We start from the raw sequence: 16497 nt of genomic DNA on the forward strand, positions 1-16497 counted from the left end.
GGCCCCGCTGACACTCTTCCCCTTCCTCGCCTCACCGCCGGCCCGTCGGGGGCCGTGAATTCCCCGAGTCCACAGGAACTCAGGACGACCTTTCCTGAAATCACCGCCTCGGCGGTCTAGGCTCGGATGCGGACACATCAGCGGCACCCGGTCGGACGGCCGTCGTCACCGACGACGAACCGAGCGGTCCGCGGGACCGACAAGTTTCGAAGCACAGCCGAAGGAGACGCAATGGCAGGTCAGCTTCCCATAGTCCGCCTGGTCACCGGAGAGACGACAGGACAGCGGGTGGCCCGCGTCGCCGCTGCCGCCTCGGCGATCGGGCTCGGTGCCCTCGCAGCATGGGACCTGACGCAGAAGAAGCACGCGATCCTGCGCAACTACCCGATCGCCGGACACGCACGCTTCCTCCTCGAATCCATCCGTCCCGAGATCCAGCAGTACTTCATCGAACGGAACTGGGACGGCCGCCCCTTCAACCGCGACACCCGGACGACGATCTACGAGCGGTCGAAGGGCATCCACTCCGAGCACGCCTTCGGCACCGAGCGCGACGTCGCCCGCACCGGGTACGAAGCGCTCATGCACACGAACGCGCCGATCCCCAACTCCCCGGCACCGCCGCGGATCCGGGTGGGCGGAAAGGACTGCACCCAGCCGTATGAGATCTCCCTGCTCAACGTCTCGGCGATGAGCTTCGGATCGCTCAGCGACAACGCCGTGCGTGCGCTCAACAAGGGCGCGGCGATGGGCGGCTTCGCGCAGGACACGGGCGAGGGGTCGATCTCTCCGTACCACCGCGAGTTCGGCGGCGACCTCATCTGGGAGCTCGGCACCGGGTACTTCGGTGCCCGCACCCCCGACGGCGACTTCGACCCCGACAAGTTCGCGGCCAAGGCGCAGGACCCGCAGGTGAAGATGGTCTCGCTCAAGCTCTCCCAGGGGGCGAAGCCCGGCATCGGCGGCGTGCTCCCGGGGGCGAAGGTGACCGAGGAGATCGCGACGATCCGCGACGTGCCCGTGGGTCAGGACTGCATCAGTCCCCCGAATCATCGCGTCTTCTCCACCCCGATCGAGCTCCTCGAATTCATCGCGAAGATGCGCGATCTCTCGGGCGGCAAGCCTGCCGGCTTCAAGCTCTGCGTCGGCTCGCGCACCGAATTCCTCGGGATCTGCAAAGCGATGATCGAAACCGGGATCACCCCGGACTTCATCATCGTCGACGGCTCCGAGGGCGGCACGGGAGCGGCTCCGCTCGAGTTCGAGGACCATGTCGGCCTTCCGCTCACGCAGGGGCTGATGATCGTCCACAACGCGCTCGTCGGTGCGGGGCTGCGCAGCGAGATCAAGGTGGGCGCCTCGGGGAAGATCGCGAGCGGCTCCGACATCGTCAAGCGCCTCATCCAGGGCGCGGACTTCACGAACTCAGCGCGGGCGATGATGATGGCAGTCGGATGCATCCAGGCGCAGACGTGCCACACCGGCAAGTGCCCGGTCGGCGTTGCGACGCAGGACGCCCGGCGGGCGCGGGCGATCTACGTCCCGGACAAGGCCGAGCGCGTGCGCAACTACCATGACGGCACGGTCGCCGAGGCGACCCGCCTCATGGCGTCGATGGGGGCCGCCCATCCCAGCGAACTCGAACCGACGATGCTGCGCCGCAACCTCTCCCCATCCGAATCGTGGTCGTACGCGCGCCTCTACGACTGGCTCGAACCCGGCGAACTCCTCCGCGATACGCCGCCCGAGGACTGGGCGGCGGACTGGGCCGCCGCACGCGCCGACACGTTCCGCATCTCGCGCGGACACAGTCGCTGACCATGGCGCACTCGGTGCCCGTCTCTTCGGCGCGGGCGGAGCGCTTCCTCGCCTCGACCGACGCGGGCTGAAACGGCAACGGCGCCTGACAATCGCCCTTTGTTCCTCGCCGCTCACCTGCGGTGATGAGAATTCATCCGGTAAGCCCCGAAAAAATCCCAAAACTGGGGTTACATTCGGTCGTCCATGCCATAGTCTGGAATGAAAATTCCATACTCACAAGCGACTGTCGCCGACGTCTCGGACGCGGTCACCTTCGTGATCGCAGGCCTGTGCCACCGTCGTCGATGCGCTGACCCCTGGTTGCCCCTCACTGCCGGGATCGGCTCCGGAGTCCTGCGAGACTCCCATCGCCGGCCAGTCCGATCGCCGTTGCCCGCAGCGTTGACCCTCGCGTTGCCGGAATCCCCCGACAGGCGGAGCGTTCCCTCGACAGGGAGCGCTCCCCTGCCCGACAGTTCGTCTTGTGGCAGCATTCCCGAGAACGGATCCCCATGCACCGCACCCATCCCGGAAACGACGCTCTCCGAACAAGTGTCGAGAGCCGCCGACGGACGACGATGTCAACCGTCCCCGCCCTCACTCACCAGACTCAGTATCGCGATCCCCGGCTCACCGTCGGAGTCACCGATGGATGAGAAGGGAAAACGAATCGTGTCCCCCATCGATGCGACCGGCGCGGGAGCCTCCGGGCCCGCAGGTCCGCACACCGGCATCCGTTCCGCCCAGGACGGAACATCGCCGTTCCTCCCCCAGACCTCGCCGCCGCGACATCCGACCGGCGGCTCCGATGGCTCCGGTGACGGCCCTCCGAGTTGGGTCGTCGCAGCCACCGGATTCCCCACCGTGCCGTTCCGGCACCGGCACCACCCCGGTCCGCGGCGCTGAGCCGCCTGCAGGCCGCCGCCTGATCACAGGCGGTCGATGTTGCCCCGCAGCCGCAGTCGCACCGGGTCGATGCGAGCAAGCCGGTCCACACTCTCCTGCCCGAGCTCAGCGGCGACGAGTTCGCACACCGCTTCGACGAGGGCGAGCATCGGCGCGAGCGTGTCGGCGGGCCCTGACGCTCTGACATCGGCGGTGAGCACGTGATCGGCGAGCGCCGCCGCAGGTGAGAGCCAGAGGTCGGTGAAGACCACCGTCGTCAGTCCCATCTCCTTTCCGATCCTCACCACCTCGGCGATCATCGGCTCATAGCGGCGGACATCGAAGACGACGAGGAGGTCTCCTCGTCGGAGGTCGACGAGTTCGGTCGCGGCCAGCAGCGGACTCGACGACAGCCTGGTGACACCGGGCCTCAAGGGCGCGAGCTGCGCGTGGAAGATGTCGGCGACGTACCCTGTGTAGGACGCGCCGACGAGGGCCATGGTCCGCTTCGGCTGAGCGAAGAGTGTGACGGCGCGATCGAATTCGTCGCCGATGACGGAGTCGAAGGTCTCATCGATCCCCGCGTGATACCCGCGCCTGGCGGCCTCGAAGACAGGTTCGTCATCCGCCCTGCTGACCTCGGCCTGGGAGAGGTTCGACTCCTCGCGTTCGCGCATCTCGACCTTGAGCGCGTCCTGGAGCCCCCGATACCCGTCGAAGCCCAACGTCCGGGCGAAGCGCACCACCGAGGGCGCACTCACGCCGGCCGAGTACGCGAGGTCGGCGATCGGTTCGAGCCCGGCAAGCGGATAGGAGGCGAGCAGCGCGCGGGCGATCTTCTTCTCTGCGGGGGTGAGCTCAGGCATCACCGTGCGCAGCGTGACCGCGAGACTCGACGTGCCGGTCGACTCGCGTGTCGGGGCTCTCCGGTCCGCGGCGCCTCCCCCGTCGGAGGCCTGTCCGCGCCCGTCCACCATCGCTCCGCCTCCCGGGTGCCGCCATTGGGTCTGGTCCTGTCGCCGCAATGACACGATCTGCCCAGGTCACCGCGAATGATATCGCTCCAGCATAGCGATTCCCGCCGTCGCGGGCACCGCCGCCGCTCACCGCATGACGTAGCCGTTGTCGACGATGAGGTTCTGTCCGGTCACCGCGCGCGAGTCCGGGGAGGCGAAGAAGATCACCGCCGAGGCGAACTCCTCCGGGGTCGTCACATGCCCGAGCGCCGAGGCCGCAGCGACCTCATCGAAGACGCCCTCAGGGGTGGCCGCCGATGCGTCGGTCGTGCGCAGAAGGCCGCCGGAGAGCATGTTGACGCGCACACCTGCGGGCCCGAGGTCACGGGCGAAGGTCCGGGTCAGCGAGAGCAGAGCGGCCTTGGCGGCGGTGTAGTCGTGATAGGGGACGACGGGATGCTGGACGAGGTTGGTGCCGATGTTGATCACGCGCCCGGACCCGATCTCCCGGAAGCCGTGCATAGCCGCCTGAATCGTGTTCATCGCCGCCCCGACGGTCCCCCGGAACTGTTCCGAGAGGTCGTCGTAGTCGATCTCATCGGCGGGCTGACGCTCCTCGCCGTTGAAGGAGTAGTCGAGCAGCGCACTGTTGACGACTGTCGAGACGGGCATGCCGAACTCCTCCTGCGCCGTCTCGAACATCGCGTCGACCGCTCGATCATCGGTGACGTCGGCCTCGACTGCCGCCGCGCGACCACCACGGGCCCGGATCGCCTCGGCGAGCTCCTCTGCCGCGTCGGCCGAGTACCGGTAGTTGATGACGAGTCCTGATCCGGCGTGGGCGAAGGCCTTGGCGATCGCCGCGCCGAGCCCGCGGCCGGCGCCCGTGACGAGGACGAGCTGCTGGTCGAGCGGCATGGCCGCGGTGGTGAAGGCTTGGGCGTTGCTCATCGGGATTCTCCTTCGAATGCCGGGCGCTGGGATCCCTCTCAGCTTACCCATGCCGACGGGGTCGAGCGGCGATGGTCGGCGGGCCGGTGAGGGAGCCAATAGAATAGACAAGATCACTGTTGTCCATTCGGCAAGGAAGTCCCTATGAGCGAGATCGGCGCCAACTTCTCCATCGGAGTCCTCGCGGCCATCGTCGTCATCCTCATCTACCTGCTGGCGGCCAAGGTCGGGAAGTGGCAGCCCGCCCCGGAACACCGCGGACCAGGAGGCCAGGGATACGGACAGCCGGGCTACCCCGAGCAGGGCAGCCCGCGAGGCTACGGCCAGCCGCCGCGCCGTCGGGACGTCCGCGGCTACAGCGCCGACGAAGCCGAGACCCGGGTGATGCCGACCGCAGACGCCGACGAGAAGGCCACGACGGCCGAACTCGCCCAGAACATCGCCTACTCGGGGCAGATGATCGCCCAGAACCGGCGCGCGGCCACCTCCTCGTCGGGCGACACGCTCGCGGTGTTCACCTACATCCTCGGTGCCGCGCTCCTCGCCGCGATCGCCTTCGTCTTCTTCAACAACCTGCTCCTGCCGGCCACCGTCGGTGCCCTCGTCGGGGCGATCGTCTGCGTCGCGCTGGCGGCGACGTACACGATCAAGTCCCTGGACTTCTGGCCGGACAATTCGACGATCACGATCATCAACCTCGGCGTGGCCCTTGCTGCCGCCCTCGTCATGTACATCGGCGCCTCCCGGACCGAACGCGACCGGATGACGCTCAACTCGATCATGGACTCCTTCGACCCGCTGCCGATGAGCGAAGGGTTCTCGGGATTCGCCGCGGCCGTCGGCGACCGCGTCGTGAGGTTCTTCACCGACTACGGCTTCCTCGGCTTCGTCTTCCTCCTCTTCATGGCCGTCGGCTGCATCATCGTCGTCACCCTCGCCGCGAAGTCCCTCATCGACGTCATGGACTGGCGGATCTTCGCCCAGTTCGGCCGCAACGTCACCGACCGTCCGATGGCGTATTCGCGGGCCGAACGGTTCCAGGCCTCGAAGGTCTCGCACACCGTGACCTCGATCGTCCTCGCCGGCATCGCCGTGCTCTGCGCGACCGGGCTCGCCTACGACGGATTCACATGGTTCACCCGCTGACCCCGGCACACGCGCCCGAGGTCCCGGCACAGGCGTCCGGGGTCCCAGCACACGCGCCCGGGGTCCCGGCACAGGCACCCGGTGGCGAGGTCGGCCGCACCTGCTCCCGCGATCTCGGTCCCCCGGGTTCCCGGCGCTGAGAACGATCTCAGCAACCGCGCGCTAGGATAGTCCCCGGACTTCCTCCGCCCGACAGCGCCCACCCCGCGCGGGAAGGCGGCCAAGGCAGACGTCGACGAACGACCCGAAAAGGGATGAGAACCTCAATTGGCGAACGGCAACGCAACTTTCCGGCACTCGAACGTGGCGCTTCTCGGTCTGGCCGAGATCGTCGCCCCGAATGAAGTGACCTCCCACGAATTCGACGAGCGCCTCGCCGATACCCTCACAACCCTCGGCCTGCCCACGGGTCTCCTCCAGCGCGTGGCCGGTGTCGAGGCCCGCCGCAACTGGGACCAGCCGAGCGACTTCGTCGCCGGTGCCGTCGCCGCCGGCGGCAAGGCGCTGGCCGAGGCTGGAGTCGAACCGTCGGCGATCGGCCTCATGGTCAACACCTCGGTGACCCGCGAGCACCTCGAGCCGTCCGTGGCCGTCGGCGTCCACGCCGGGATCGGGCTGGGCCCGCACGCGATGAACTTCGACATCGCCAACGCGTGCCTCGGGTTCGTCAACGGCATGACCCTGGCCGCGAACATGATCGACGCCGGCCAGATCGACTACGCTCTCGTCGTCGCCGGCGAGGACGCCTCCCGCGTGCAGGAGGCGACCCTGCGCCGCCTCACCCGCTCGGGCATCACCCGGGAGGAGTACCTCAACGAGTTCGCCTCCCTCACCCTCGGCTCCGGAGCCTCCGCCGCCGTCCTCGGACCCGCGGACAGGCACCCGGAGGGCCACCGCATCCTCGGCGGGATCACCCGGGCGGCCACGCAGCACCATGAGCTGTGCGTCGGTGACCACAACGGGATGTTCACCGACACGAAGGGCCTGCTGGCCGGAGGGATGGAGCTCGTCGTCGCCGCATGGGAGGAGGCGCACGAGAACGGCTGGGACTGGCGGAACATGGACCGCTACGTCATGCACCAGGTCTCCGACGTCCACACGAACTCGATCACCCGAGCCGCCGGCCTCGACCCGGAACGGATCCCCGTGACCTACCCGGAGCTCGGCAATGTCGGCCCTGCGTCCCTGCCGATCACGCTCAGCCGGGAGGTCGAGACGCTCCAGCGCGGAGACCGGATCCTCTGCATGGGCGTGGGATCGGGGCTCAACACCGCCATGACCGAGATCGAGTGGTAGAGGAATCCATGAGGCACCCTGCACGGCCGGCAACGACTCCCCCGACGCTGCCCGAGTGGGATCCCGCGTGGTCCCGGATCGTCACGGCGCAGACCGCTGACGGCCCCCACGACTTCCACGTCCTCGACACGCTTGCGTCCCTGCAGGCCGAGGGCATCGAACCCGAGGGCACGATCCTCGCCCTCCACGGCAATCCGACATGGTCATACCTGTGGCGTCGGCTCGCCGCGGTCAGCCTCGCCTCCGCCGCCGACGGGGGACGTGCGTGGCGGATCATCGCCCCCGACCAGCTCGACATGGGCTTCTCCGAACGGCTGCCGCACGATGGTCTGCCGACCCCTCACGGCGCCGAGGTGCGTCGGATCTCCCAGCGCATCGCCGACTTCGACGCCGTCGTCACTCCTCTCCTCGCCGAGGCGGGGACAGGCCATCCCGTCGTCACCCTCGGCCATGACTGGGGCGGGGTCCTCTCGCTCGGCTGGGCGGCGCGGAACCGCGACCGGGTCGACGCCGCGATCAGCCTCAACACCGCCGTCCACCAGCCGGAGGACGCACCGATCCCCGCACCCCTGCGTGCGACCTTGGCAGGTCCGATGCTGCCGACGGCGACCGTGCTCACCGATGGGTTCCTCCGGGTGACGCTGCGCCTCGGCGACCTCTCCCCCGAGGTCCGCGCCGGCTTCCGCGCCCCGTACGAGTCCGCGGCCCAGCGGCATGGGATCGGCGGCTTCGTCGCCGACATCCCCGTCGACGAACGGCACCCCTCCTACGATGAGCTCCAGCGCATCGGTGCCGACATCGCCGCCTTCGACCGTCCGGCGCTGCTCGTCTGGGGGCCGAAGGACCCGGTCTTCCTCGAACGCTATCTGCGGGATCTGCGCGGGCGCCTGCCGCACGCTGATATCCACCGCTTCGAACTCGGCTCCCATCTCGTCGGCGAGGACTGGGACGTGCCGGGCACCGTCCTCGAATGGCTCGACGCGGAGTTCCCGACGACCACTGCCGTCGCGGACAATGAGGCGAGCGCCGCGGACAATGGGTCGAGCGTCGCGGACAATGGGGCGAGCGCCGCCCCCGGGTCGACCGCCTCGGCGCCGGTCGGCACATCCTCAGCCACAACCCGCCCGGTCACCGCGATCCTCGACGCCCGCCGCGACGACGAGGCGATCGCCTCGGTCGACTTCTCGAAGGACCCTGCCCAGCAGATCTCCTGGCGCCACCTCTGGCACGTCACCACCGCGATCGCCCACGGCCTGCGCGACCTCGGCGTGCAGCCCGGCGACCGGGTCTCGATGCTCGTCCCGCCCGGCAACAACCTCACCGCCGCCCTCTACGCGTGCCTGAAGATCGGCGCGGTCGCCGTCGTCGCCGATGCCGGCCTCGGTCCGGCGGGGATGACCCGGGCGGTCACCTCGGCGGACCCGCAGTGGATCATCGGCGAGCTGCCCGGTCTCGGGCTCGCCCGCGCGTTCGGCTGGCCGGGACGCCGGATCTCGGTCTCCCCGCTCGGGAAGGTCCAGCGGAGGGTCTTCGGCACCGAGACGAGCCTCACCGAACTCTCCCGCACCCCGATCTTCGGGGACCTGCCCACCCCCGGGCCCGACGCCGATGCCGCGGTCCTCTTCACCTCCGGGTCGACGGGTCCGGCGAAGGGCGTGCGGTACACGCACGGGGACATCGCAGCCCTCGCCGAGGTGCTCACCCGGGTCTTCGACGTCCGCGAGGGCACCGGGCTCGTCGCCGGCTTCCCGCCCTTCGCCCTGCTCGGACCCGCCATCGGGGCCACCTCGGTGACCCCGGACATGTCCGTGACGAAGCCGAAGACGCTCACGGCCACGGCCATCGCCGACGCGATCATCGCCGGGAACGCGACGATGGTCTTCGCCTCACCCGCCGCGTACCGGAATGTCGCCCGAACCGCCGGTGAGCTCGACGATGCCCAGCGGGCGGCGTGCGCGGGCGTCGACCTCGTCCTCTCCGCCGGGGCGCCGGTGCCGCTTGAGCTCATGGAGTCGATCGCCGAGGTGTTCCCGAATGCGTCGATCCACTCGCCGTACGGGATGACTGAGGGTCTGCTCCTCACCGACATCGACGCGGCCGGGGTGGCTGCGGCCGAGGCCGGATCCGACCTCGGCGTCTGTGTCGGCACCCCGATCGACGGAGTGACGCTGGCGCTCGCGCCGATCGACGAGTCGGGGTTCGCCTCCGACGATCTGCTCACGGGCGCACAGGCGCAGGGTCGCCTCGGCGAGTTCGTCGTCAGTGCCGCGCATCTGCGCTCGGGGTACGACAATCTCTGGCGCACGACCGCGCACGCGGGGCGGGACCGCCTCGGCGGGAAGGACTGGCACCGGACGAACGACATCGGGCACATCGACGATGCGGGCCGGATCTGGCTCGAGGGCCGCCTCCAGCACGTCATCACGACACCGCAGGGACCGGTCGGTCCTGGCGGACTCGAGGCCCTCATCGACACGGACGGTCAGGTCACCCGCAGTGCCGTCGTCGGTGTCGGTCCGATCGGGACTGAGGCGCTCGTCGCCGTCCTCGACGCCGAGGGCACGGACCTGCGTCCCGGGCTCGCTCCGCTCGAGCTCACCGCACGGCTGCGCGAGCTCGTCGCTGGGACGGGGGCCGATCTCGCCGCCGTGCTCGTCGCTCCGAGCTTCCCGACCGACATCCGCCACAACTCGAAGATCGACCGGACCCGGCTCGCGCAGTGGGCGGAGCGGGTGCTCGCAGGTGAGGGCGTGCCCCGGCGCGTCTGAGGCTCAGCCGCCGGCCGTCGCCCGACACCCGATCCCGAACCGTCCTCCCGAACCGACTGAGGAGACCACCATGCAGATCACCGTCACCGGCGCCTCGGGCCTCCTCGGGTCCTCCGTCGCCCGCGCGCTCGTCGCCGACGGTCATGCCGTGACCACCCTGCAGCGGCGTCCGTCCGGAGTCGACGACGCCCGGGACGTCCTCGGGTCGGTGACCGATCCGGCGGCCGTCGCCGAGGCGGTCGCGGGCGCCGAGGCGATCGTCCACCTCGCGGCGAAGGTGTCGATGATGGGCGATGCCTCCGAGTTCGAGGCCGTCAACATCGGGGGCACGGCCACACTCGTCGAAGCCGCCCGCGCCGCCGGGGTCCCTCGGCTCGTCCACATCTCCTCACCGTCGGTCGCCCACACGGGTGACTCGATCGTCGGCGACGGTGCGGGTCCGGCATCGCCGGAGCACGCTCGCGGTGAGTACGCGCGGACGAAGGCCGCAGGCGAACTCATCGCGCTGTCCGCCGACTCCCCCGCTTTCCGCGTCCTCGTCCTCCGCCCCCACCTCATGTGGGGACCGGGCGACACACAGCTGACGGAGCGGGTCATCGACCGCGCGAGAGCGGGCCGGATGCCTGTTCTCGGGTCGGGGGCAGCACTCATCGACACACTCTTCGTCGACAACGCCGTCGAGGCGATCGTCGCGGCCGTCGCCGCCGTCGATGAGCACCACGGGGAGGCACTCGTCGTCACGAACGGCCAGCCGCGTCCGATCGGCGAGCTCATGTCGCGGATCGCGATGGCCGGTGGGGCCGCGGAGCCGAGGCTGCGGATCCCGGTCGGACCGGCCCTGGCCGCAGGGTCCGTCGTCGAGCGGGTGTGGGCCCTCGGGGAGCACGACGACGAGCCGCCGCTGACGCGCTTCCTCGCCGAGCAGCTCTCGACCGCGCACTGGTTCGACCAGCGCAGGACGCAGGAGGTGCTCTCATGGCGCCCGCGCATCAGCATCGAAGAGGGGCTGACCATCCTCGCGGAGCACTACGCGGGCTGAGCTCCGCTCTCGCGCACGCTGCGGTCCGGCGCGGCGGCCGAGCCCTCCCGCACAGTGCGGCAGTTGCTCAGGTTGTTGCCGCACAATGGGCCCATGACCGCGACACGGTCGTCTCCGGTCGTCCTGCTCGCAGGCGTCCCCGGGGCCGGCAAGACCGAAACCCTCAAGGAGATCCGGAGTCACGCCCCGTGGCTGCGGATCTCGGACCCGGAGTCGGTCCGTGATGTCCTGCGCCGGGTGCTGCCGTGGCTGCCGTACCCGGTGGCGCGGCCCTTCGTCCACACCATCGCTCACTTCGCGGCCCTGTTCCGTCTCCTCCGCCGAGGTGACCGCCCCCTCATCGTCCACGACCCGGGGACCCGCCGGTGGAGTCGGCGGCTGCTGCTGTGGCTCGCGCATCTGCGCGGGCACCCCGCCGAGGCGGTCTTCATCGACGTCGACCGCGATGACGCTCTGGCCGGTCAGGAGCGTCGCGGGCGGATCGTGCGCGGACCGGCCTTCGACCGGCACTGGCGGCGGTGGACTCAGCTGCGCTCACGGATGGTCGCCGGTGAGCAGCCGGGACCGGGCGAGAGGTGGGCCCGGATCGTCCTCACCACCCGCGACCGGGCCGTCGACGATGTGCTCGCCCTCATCGACCACGCCCCGCACTGAGCCCCGCGATTCTCTGGTCGCTCCACCGTGGTGCGGGTGCCCGAATCGGCTCAGCCGCCTCGGCGGAGTGACCAGTCAATCAGTAGGAGACCCGGTGCGGTGACCAGGGAATCAGGCTGGGACGACCACGGTCCTCACCGCAGCGAGCGCACCTCACCGTGACGAGCGCGTATCTCCATCGGTGCCTCCGTCGGAGGCTGCCTCCGAGGCGGACGAAGCATTCCTCTCATCGTCGAGCACGTCGACAGACATGCCGGGCTGACCGACCGGCGGAGACTCGAGGGAGGAGCCCTGCGCCGAATCGTCCCTGTTGTCGTCGGTGACGGCGCTGTCCTCCCGCTCGCGTTCGCGCTCGGCGGCCTCCCGCGCGTGATCGGGTTCGATGTCGTCGACCGTCTCGGCGTCGGCCTCGGCGCGCTCCGCCTCTTTCGCCTCGGCCGCCCGCTTCACCGCGGTGTCCGGGGCCTGCTCGGTGCCGGACAAATCAGCGGGACCAGCGTCATCGCCGACCTCACCGAGCCGTGCTTCCGGCACCGGTGGCGCTGCGGTGCCCGGGGTCTCGGAAGCCGTTCTGCTCGGATCCGATGCTGTGCTTGATCGATCAGGCCCGGCGCTCGGCTTCTCGTCGTCACCGGAGGTCACGCTCTCCGCGTTCGACTCCTCGGCCCCGGCGGGCGGTGCGTCCGAAGCCCCGGCAGCGGAAGAGGTCTCCGCGGCGTCCGAAGCCCCGGCGGCAGAGGTATCGGAGGCCCCGCTCGAGGACGGGGCCCCCGCGGACTCGGACGAGCTGTCGTCCCTGACTCCCGCCTCGGCGGCGAGGCGGGCGCGTCGATCCGCACGGGCCTGTGCGCGTTCCTCGTCGCTCATCCTCGGTGCTCCCGGGATGCCTTCGCGCTGGCTGGGACGCACGGTCTCCCAGATGAGGAGGATGATGACCATCGTGATGCCGACGATGCCACCCATGGACAGCGAGTTCCACGGTCTCGGCAGTGAGAAGATGCCGGTGAAGGCGTTGACGACGAACAGGGCGACGATACCGACGATGAGAGCGATCAGATAGCGCATCCTCCCATTGTGCCCGTCGATGGGAGCGAATACCGGGAGCCGGAGGTAACGGTTGGGCACCCCCACCTCGGCGAGGGACTGTGCCATGGGTCACAATGGGACAATGAATGCGATCTCCCGCCCCACCTACGACGATGTCATCGCAGAGATCTCCGCCGACCCCGGCGAGTACTGGCTCGAGCAGGCCAGGACGCTCATCGACTGGGTGAAGGAGCCGACGAAGGCCGTCGACGACTCCGCCGCACCGATCTACCGGTGGTTCCCCGACGGCGAACTCAACGTCTGCTTCAACGCCCTCGACCGTCACGTCGCGGCCGGCCGCGGCGACCAGGCCGCCCTCATCTACGACTCCCCCGTCACGGACACCGTCCGCACGATCACCTATGCGGAACTCCTCGACGAGGTCTCGCGCTTCGCCCGCGCCCTGTCCGACCGCGGCGTGGGCAAGGGCGACCGCGTCGTCATCTACCTGCCGATGATCCCCGAGGCTGCCGTCGCGATGCTCGCGTGCGCGCGGATCGGGGCGATCCACTCCGTCGTCTTCGGCGGCTTCGCCCCAGCCGAACTCGCCGTGCGCATCGACGACACCGCCCCGAAGGCCGTGATCTCCACCTCGGCGGGGGTCGAACGCGGACGGATCCTCGAGTACAAGCCGATGCTCGACGAGGCGATCGACCTGGCGGAGTCGAAGCCCGAGTTCACCGTCATCGTCCAACGCGACGAGCATAGGTGCGAGCTCGGCGAAACCGACCTCGACTACGCCGAGCTCCTCGCCGCCACCTCCGAGGGCATCGACCCGGTGACGGTGAAGTCGACCGACGAACTCTACGTCCTCTACACCTCGGGCACGACGGGAAAGCCGAAGGGCATCGTCCGCGACTCCGGCGGATACGCCGTGGCCCTGGCCTACTCGATGCCGCACATCTTCGGCCTCGAACCCGGGGACACGATGTTCACGGCCTCCGACGTCGGCTGGGTCGTCGGGCACTCCTACATCGTCTACGGGCCGCTGCTCGCCGGCGTCACCTCGGTGTTCTTCGAGGGCAAGCCGATCGGCACCCCGGATGCGGGCACGTTCTTCCGGATCATCGCCGACCACGGGGTCAACGTCCACTTCACCGCGCCGACCGCGATGCGCGTCATCCGCAAGGAGGATCCCGACGGCAGGCTCATCGGCCAGTACGACCTGTCCTCGCTGCGGGCCTCGTTCCTCGCCGGGGAGCGCCTCGACCCCGATACGTACGAGTGGACGACCCGGATACTCGCCGAGGCGACCGGCCGCGACATCCCCGTCGTCGACAACTGGTGGCAGACCGAGACCGGCTGGCCGATCGCGGCCAACCCGCTCGGCCTCACGCGCTTCCCCCTCAAGGCGGGATCCCCGACGAAGCCGGTGCCCGGCTACGACATCGAAATCGTCGACCCCGGCGGCGCCCCGGTTCCCGCCGGCCAGGAGGGTCTCATCGTCATGAAGCTGCCGCTGCCGCCGGGGACGATGGCGACCGTGTGGGGCGATGACTCCCGCTTCGTCTCCTCGTATCTCTCGGCCTTCGACGGCTACTACCTCACCGGCGACTCCGGCTACCTCGACGAGGACGGCTACGTCTACGTCATGGGACGCACCGACGACGTCATCAATGTCGCCGGCCACCGGCTCTCAACCGGGGTGATGGAGGCCGTCATCGCCTCCCATCCGGCCGTCACCGAGGCGGCCGTCATCGGCGTCCACGACGAGACGAAGGGTCAGAGCCCGCGTGCCCTCGTCGTGCTCGGCGACTCCGCCGAGGCGGTCGATCCCGACGAGATCGCCGCAGAGCTCGTGGCGATGGTGCGGAAGGAGATCGGTCCGGTCGCCGCGTTCAGACAGGTCGACATCGTCTCGGCGCTGCCGAAGACGCGTTCGGGGAAGATCCTGCGCAAGACGATGCGCGAGATCGCCGACGGCGCCGAGAACCCGGCCGTGCCCTCGACGATCGAGGACCGGTCTGTGCTCGACGCCCTTAAGGACGTGCTCCGGCGCGGGTGACTCCCAGCGAGCTCCTGGGCGGACGCTCGTCGGGCCGGGCGCGGCGGCAGGCCTCCGTCGATCTCCCACCGCCGCGTGATCGCCGTCAGTCCCGGGACTTCCTGCCCTGCTCGAACCCGGCGGCGAAACCGCGCTCGTAGGCCTCCTCGCGTCCCCGAGCGCCGGAGTCGGAGCCGCGCATCCATTGGGCGAAGAACTCACGCGGGTCGGGGTCGAAACCGCTGCGCGGATCGAATCCCCACCGGCCGCGCCGGCCGCGGCCCCGAGGCCCGAAGCCGTCGCGCGACCCGTAGCCTTCGCGCGACTCCCGGTCACCGCGGCGGCCGAAACGGCCGTCCGTGTCGCGCTCCCCGCCTCGGCGGGACCAGCCGCGCCCGTGCCCGAACGCGGTGCGCGGATCGAAGTCGTCATCGTCGGCTGAGACGTGATCGCGGTGCTCGCCGTCACGGTCTCCCGGGTATGCGCGCGGTTCGGACCCGTGGGGACCGAAGCGGCCAGGACCGAAGCCGCGGTCACGCCCGAATCGGCGCATCCGCTCCTTGAACGCGCGGCGGCTCTCCTCGTCGCCTCCGAGGGCGTCGATGAGCTTCGTCAGCGTGGCGTTGACGGATTCGATCTCCTCCTCGGTGAGGATGTCGTCGATCTTCGCGCTCACTCGCTCCCGCAGCTCCCGCATGCGGTTGCGCAGCTCCTCGTCGGACGCCCGGTCGGTGGGGTCCTCATCGGTCCACGCGCCGTCGTCGACGACCTCGTCATCATTGCGACGGCCGTACCCGCGCAGATCACGCGGGTCGATGCCCGCGTCGTCGAGAGCTCCGAAGAACTCCCTGCGCAGCGACCGACCGGCCTGCCTGAGCAGGTGGGCGAGGTGCGGGGCATCGTCGCTGACTTCATGGTCGAGCGGCCGGTCCTCGTGGTCGAGCGGCCGGTCCTCTGACGTCGCCTCCCCGTCGGAGGGAATCGGATCCGCACCGTCCTCCGGCGCGGACGAGCGGCCGAATCGGACGGATCCATCGGTCGCCTCTGCTCCGTCGTCGGCCCCCTCGCGTCCGCCGTCACCGGCGGTCGCCGATGACGAGCCCTCGGGTGTCGCGGACGACGAGCTGTCACTCGTGTCGTCATGGAGGTCGTCGCGGCGGTCGTCATGGTCATTCTCGTTGTGGTCGTGGGTGGTCATGTCATCTCCTTTAGTTGTCATCTGACATGTATATGCATAATGACATGCACCGTGAAACATGTCAACAGACATGTAAAATCGAGGCATGACGACAGACAGCTCCACGGAGAAGATCGCCGAGGCGCTCACCCGCCTCCAATGGCGACGGGGCTTCCGCGGTCTCTCCGGCCACGGACGACACGGCGACCACGGCGGGGGCCCGAATCCGTTCGGCGGCCCCAATCCCTTCGGCGGGGACGGCCCCTTCGGAGGTCTCTTCGGCGAAGGAGGCCCGTTCGGCAAGGACGGCCCCTTCGGCGGGGACCGCGCCTCCGGCCGCGACGGAGACCACGGCCACCCAGGCCGCGACGAGTGGCGGGAATGGTCGCGCCGCCTCGGCGGTCGCCTCGGGGGACGCGCACAGCTGCGCCTCCTCATCGCCCTCGCCCAGGTCGGGCACGCGATCGGGGTGAGCGCCCTCGGGGAGGCGATCGGCGTCGATCAGCCGCGCGCGTCGCGTCTCGTCTCCCAGGGCGTGGAGCTCGACCTCGTGCGGCGCGAAGCCGATCCCGATGATGCGCGGCGCACGCTCATCGCCCTCACCGAGAAGGGGCGGGCGATCGCCGACCGCTTCCTCGGCGCGCAGAGGGAGAGCGTCGATGTCGCGCTCGACTCGTTCACCGACAAGGAGCGCGAGATGCTCGCCGACCTCCTCACCCGCCTCGCCGACGCCTGGCCGAGGTGAGAGACCCCGA

12 protein-coding genes are annotated in these 16497 nt (G+C 69.7%); 8 read left to right on the forward strand and 4 right to left on the reverse strand.

Annotated features, from left to right (window positions below; genetic code table 11):
• Window positions 1-231: 231 nt before the first annotated feature.
• On the forward strand, window positions 232-1818 hold the full coding sequence (locus AC0VYB_RS16640; protein ID WP_009378712.1) for an FMN-binding glutamate synthase family protein: 1587 nt from the start codon (window positions 232-234) through the stop codon (window positions 1816-1818).
• A 911-nt stretch (window positions 1819-2729) separates the two neighbouring features.
• Here AC0VYB_RS16640 and AC0VYB_RS16645 read toward each other — a convergent pair.
• Both AC0VYB_RS16645 and AC0VYB_RS16650 read right to left on the reverse strand, forming a co-directional pair.
• On the reverse strand, window positions 2730-3662 hold the full coding sequence (locus tag AC0VYB_RS16645) for a MurR/RpiR family transcriptional regulator (protein ID WP_009378709.1): 933 nt from the start codon (window positions 3660-3662) through the stop codon (window positions 2730-2732).
• A gap of 126 nt (window positions 3663-3788) precedes the next feature.
• Complete coding sequence (locus AC0VYB_RS16650) at window positions 3789-4592, reverse strand: 3-oxoacyl-ACP reductase (protein ID WP_009378707.1); 804 nt, start codon at window positions 4590-4592, stop codon at window positions 3789-3791.
• Window positions 4593-4736: 144 nt separating this feature from the next.
• On the opposite strand from AC0VYB_RS16650, the gene AC0VYB_RS16655 reads away from it, so the two are divergent.
• The 5 genes from AC0VYB_RS16655 (at window position 4737) to AC0VYB_RS16675 (ending at window position 11495) form a co-directional block, all read left to right on the forward strand.
• On the forward strand, window positions 4737-5738 hold the full coding sequence (locus AC0VYB_RS16655; protein WP_475384856.1) for a hypothetical protein: 1002 nt from the start codon (window positions 4737-4739) through the stop codon (window positions 5736-5738).
• A gap of 267 nt (window positions 5739-6005) precedes the next feature.
• Window positions 6006-7034, forward strand: coding sequence for a 3-oxoacyl-ACP synthase III (locus tag AC0VYB_RS16660; RefSeq protein ID WP_009378705.1), 1029 nt, complete (start codon window positions 6006-6008; stop codon window positions 7032-7034).
• A gap of 8 nt (window positions 7035-7042) precedes the next feature.
• Window positions 7043-9802, forward strand: coding sequence for an alpha/beta fold hydrolase (locus AC0VYB_RS16665; protein WP_475384857.1), 2760 nt, complete (start codon window positions 7043-7045; stop codon window positions 9800-9802).
• 70 nt (window positions 9803-9872) lie between these two features.
• Complete coding sequence (locus tag AC0VYB_RS16670) at window positions 9873-10841, forward strand: NAD-dependent epimerase/dehydratase family protein (RefSeq protein ID WP_009378701.1); 969 nt, start codon at window positions 9873-9875, stop codon at window positions 10839-10841.
• Window positions 10842-10934: 93 nt separating this feature from the next.
• Entirely contained in the window at window positions 10935-11495 is a 561-nt protein-coding gene (locus AC0VYB_RS16675) for a P-loop nucleotide/nucleoside kinase family protein (protein WP_009378699.1), read from the forward strand.
• 153 nt (window positions 11496-11648) lie between these two features.
• On the opposite strand, the gene AC0VYB_RS16680 is transcribed toward AC0VYB_RS16675, so the two are convergent.
• Entirely contained in the window at window positions 11649-12647 is a 999-nt protein-coding gene (locus tag AC0VYB_RS16680; protein ID WP_415711605.1) for a hypothetical protein, read from the reverse strand.
• A 16-nt stretch (window positions 12648-12663) separates the two neighbouring features.
• Here AC0VYB_RS16680 and AC0VYB_RS16685 point away from each other — a divergent pair, with 16 nt between their 5' ends.
• The gene (locus AC0VYB_RS16685; protein WP_475384858.1) at window positions 12664-14586 is read left to right on the forward strand and encodes an acetate--CoA ligase; all 1923 of its coding nucleotides are present in this window, start codon (window positions 12664-12666) and stop codon (window positions 14584-14586) included.
• An 85-nt stretch (window positions 14587-14671) separates the two neighbouring features.
• On the opposite strand, the gene AC0VYB_RS16690 is transcribed toward AC0VYB_RS16685, so the two are convergent.
• Window positions 14672-15763, reverse strand: a complete 1092-nt coding sequence (locus AC0VYB_RS16690) for a hypothetical protein (RefSeq protein ID WP_009378694.1) — start codon at window positions 15761-15763, stop codon at window positions 14672-14674.
• Between the two features lie 85 nt (window positions 15764-15848).
• On the opposite strand from AC0VYB_RS16690, the gene AC0VYB_RS16695 reads away from it, so the two are divergent.
• Window positions 15849-16487, forward strand: a complete 639-nt coding sequence (locus AC0VYB_RS16695) for a MarR family winged helix-turn-helix transcriptional regulator (protein WP_009378692.1) — start codon at window positions 15849-15851, stop codon at window positions 16485-16487.
• The last annotated feature ends 10 nt before the right edge of the window (window positions 16488-16497 follow it).

The organism is Brevibacterium sp. Z349TD_9, assembly GCF_056173565.1.

Coding starts and splice junctions, on each gene's coding strand:
- AC0VYB_RS16640 (WP_009378712.1), top strand. CDS start 232: ATGGCAGGTCAGCTTCCCATAGTCCGCCTGGTCACCGGAGAGACGACA.
- AC0VYB_RS16645 (WP_009378709.1), bottom strand. CDS start 3,662: ATGGTGGACGGGCGCGGACAGGCCTCCGACGGGGGAGGCGCCGCGGAC.
- AC0VYB_RS16650 (WP_009378707.1), bottom strand. CDS start 4,592: ATGAGCAACGCCCAAGCCTTCACCACCGCGGCCATGCCGCTCGACCAG.
- AC0VYB_RS16655 (WP_475384856.1), top strand. CDS start 4,737: ATGAGCGAGATCGGCGCCAACTTCTCCATCGGAGTCCTCGCGGCCATC.
- AC0VYB_RS16665 (WP_475384857.1), top strand. CDS start 7,043: ATGAGGCACCCTGCACGGCCGGCAACGACTCCCCCGACGCTGCCCGAG.
- AC0VYB_RS16670 (WP_009378701.1), top strand. CDS start 9,873: ATGCAGATCACCGTCACCGGCGCCTCGGGCCTCCTCGGGTCCTCCGTC.
- AC0VYB_RS16675 (WP_009378699.1), top strand. CDS start 10,935: ATGACCGCGACACGGTCGTCTCCGGTCGTCCTGCTCGCAGGCGTCCCC.
- AC0VYB_RS16680 (WP_415711605.1), bottom strand. CDS start 12,647: ATGGCACAGTCCCTCGCCGAGGTGGGGGTGCCCAACCGTTACCTCCGG.
- AC0VYB_RS16685 (WP_475384858.1), top strand. CDS start 12,664: ATGAATGCGATCTCCCGCCCCACCTACGACGATGTCATCGCAGAGATC.
- AC0VYB_RS16690 (WP_009378694.1), bottom strand. CDS start 15,763: ATGACCACCCACGACCACAACGAGAATGACCATGACGACCGCCGCGAC.
- AC0VYB_RS16695 (WP_009378692.1), top strand. CDS start 15,849: ATGACGACAGACAGCTCCACGGAGAAGATCGCCGAGGCGCTCACCCGC.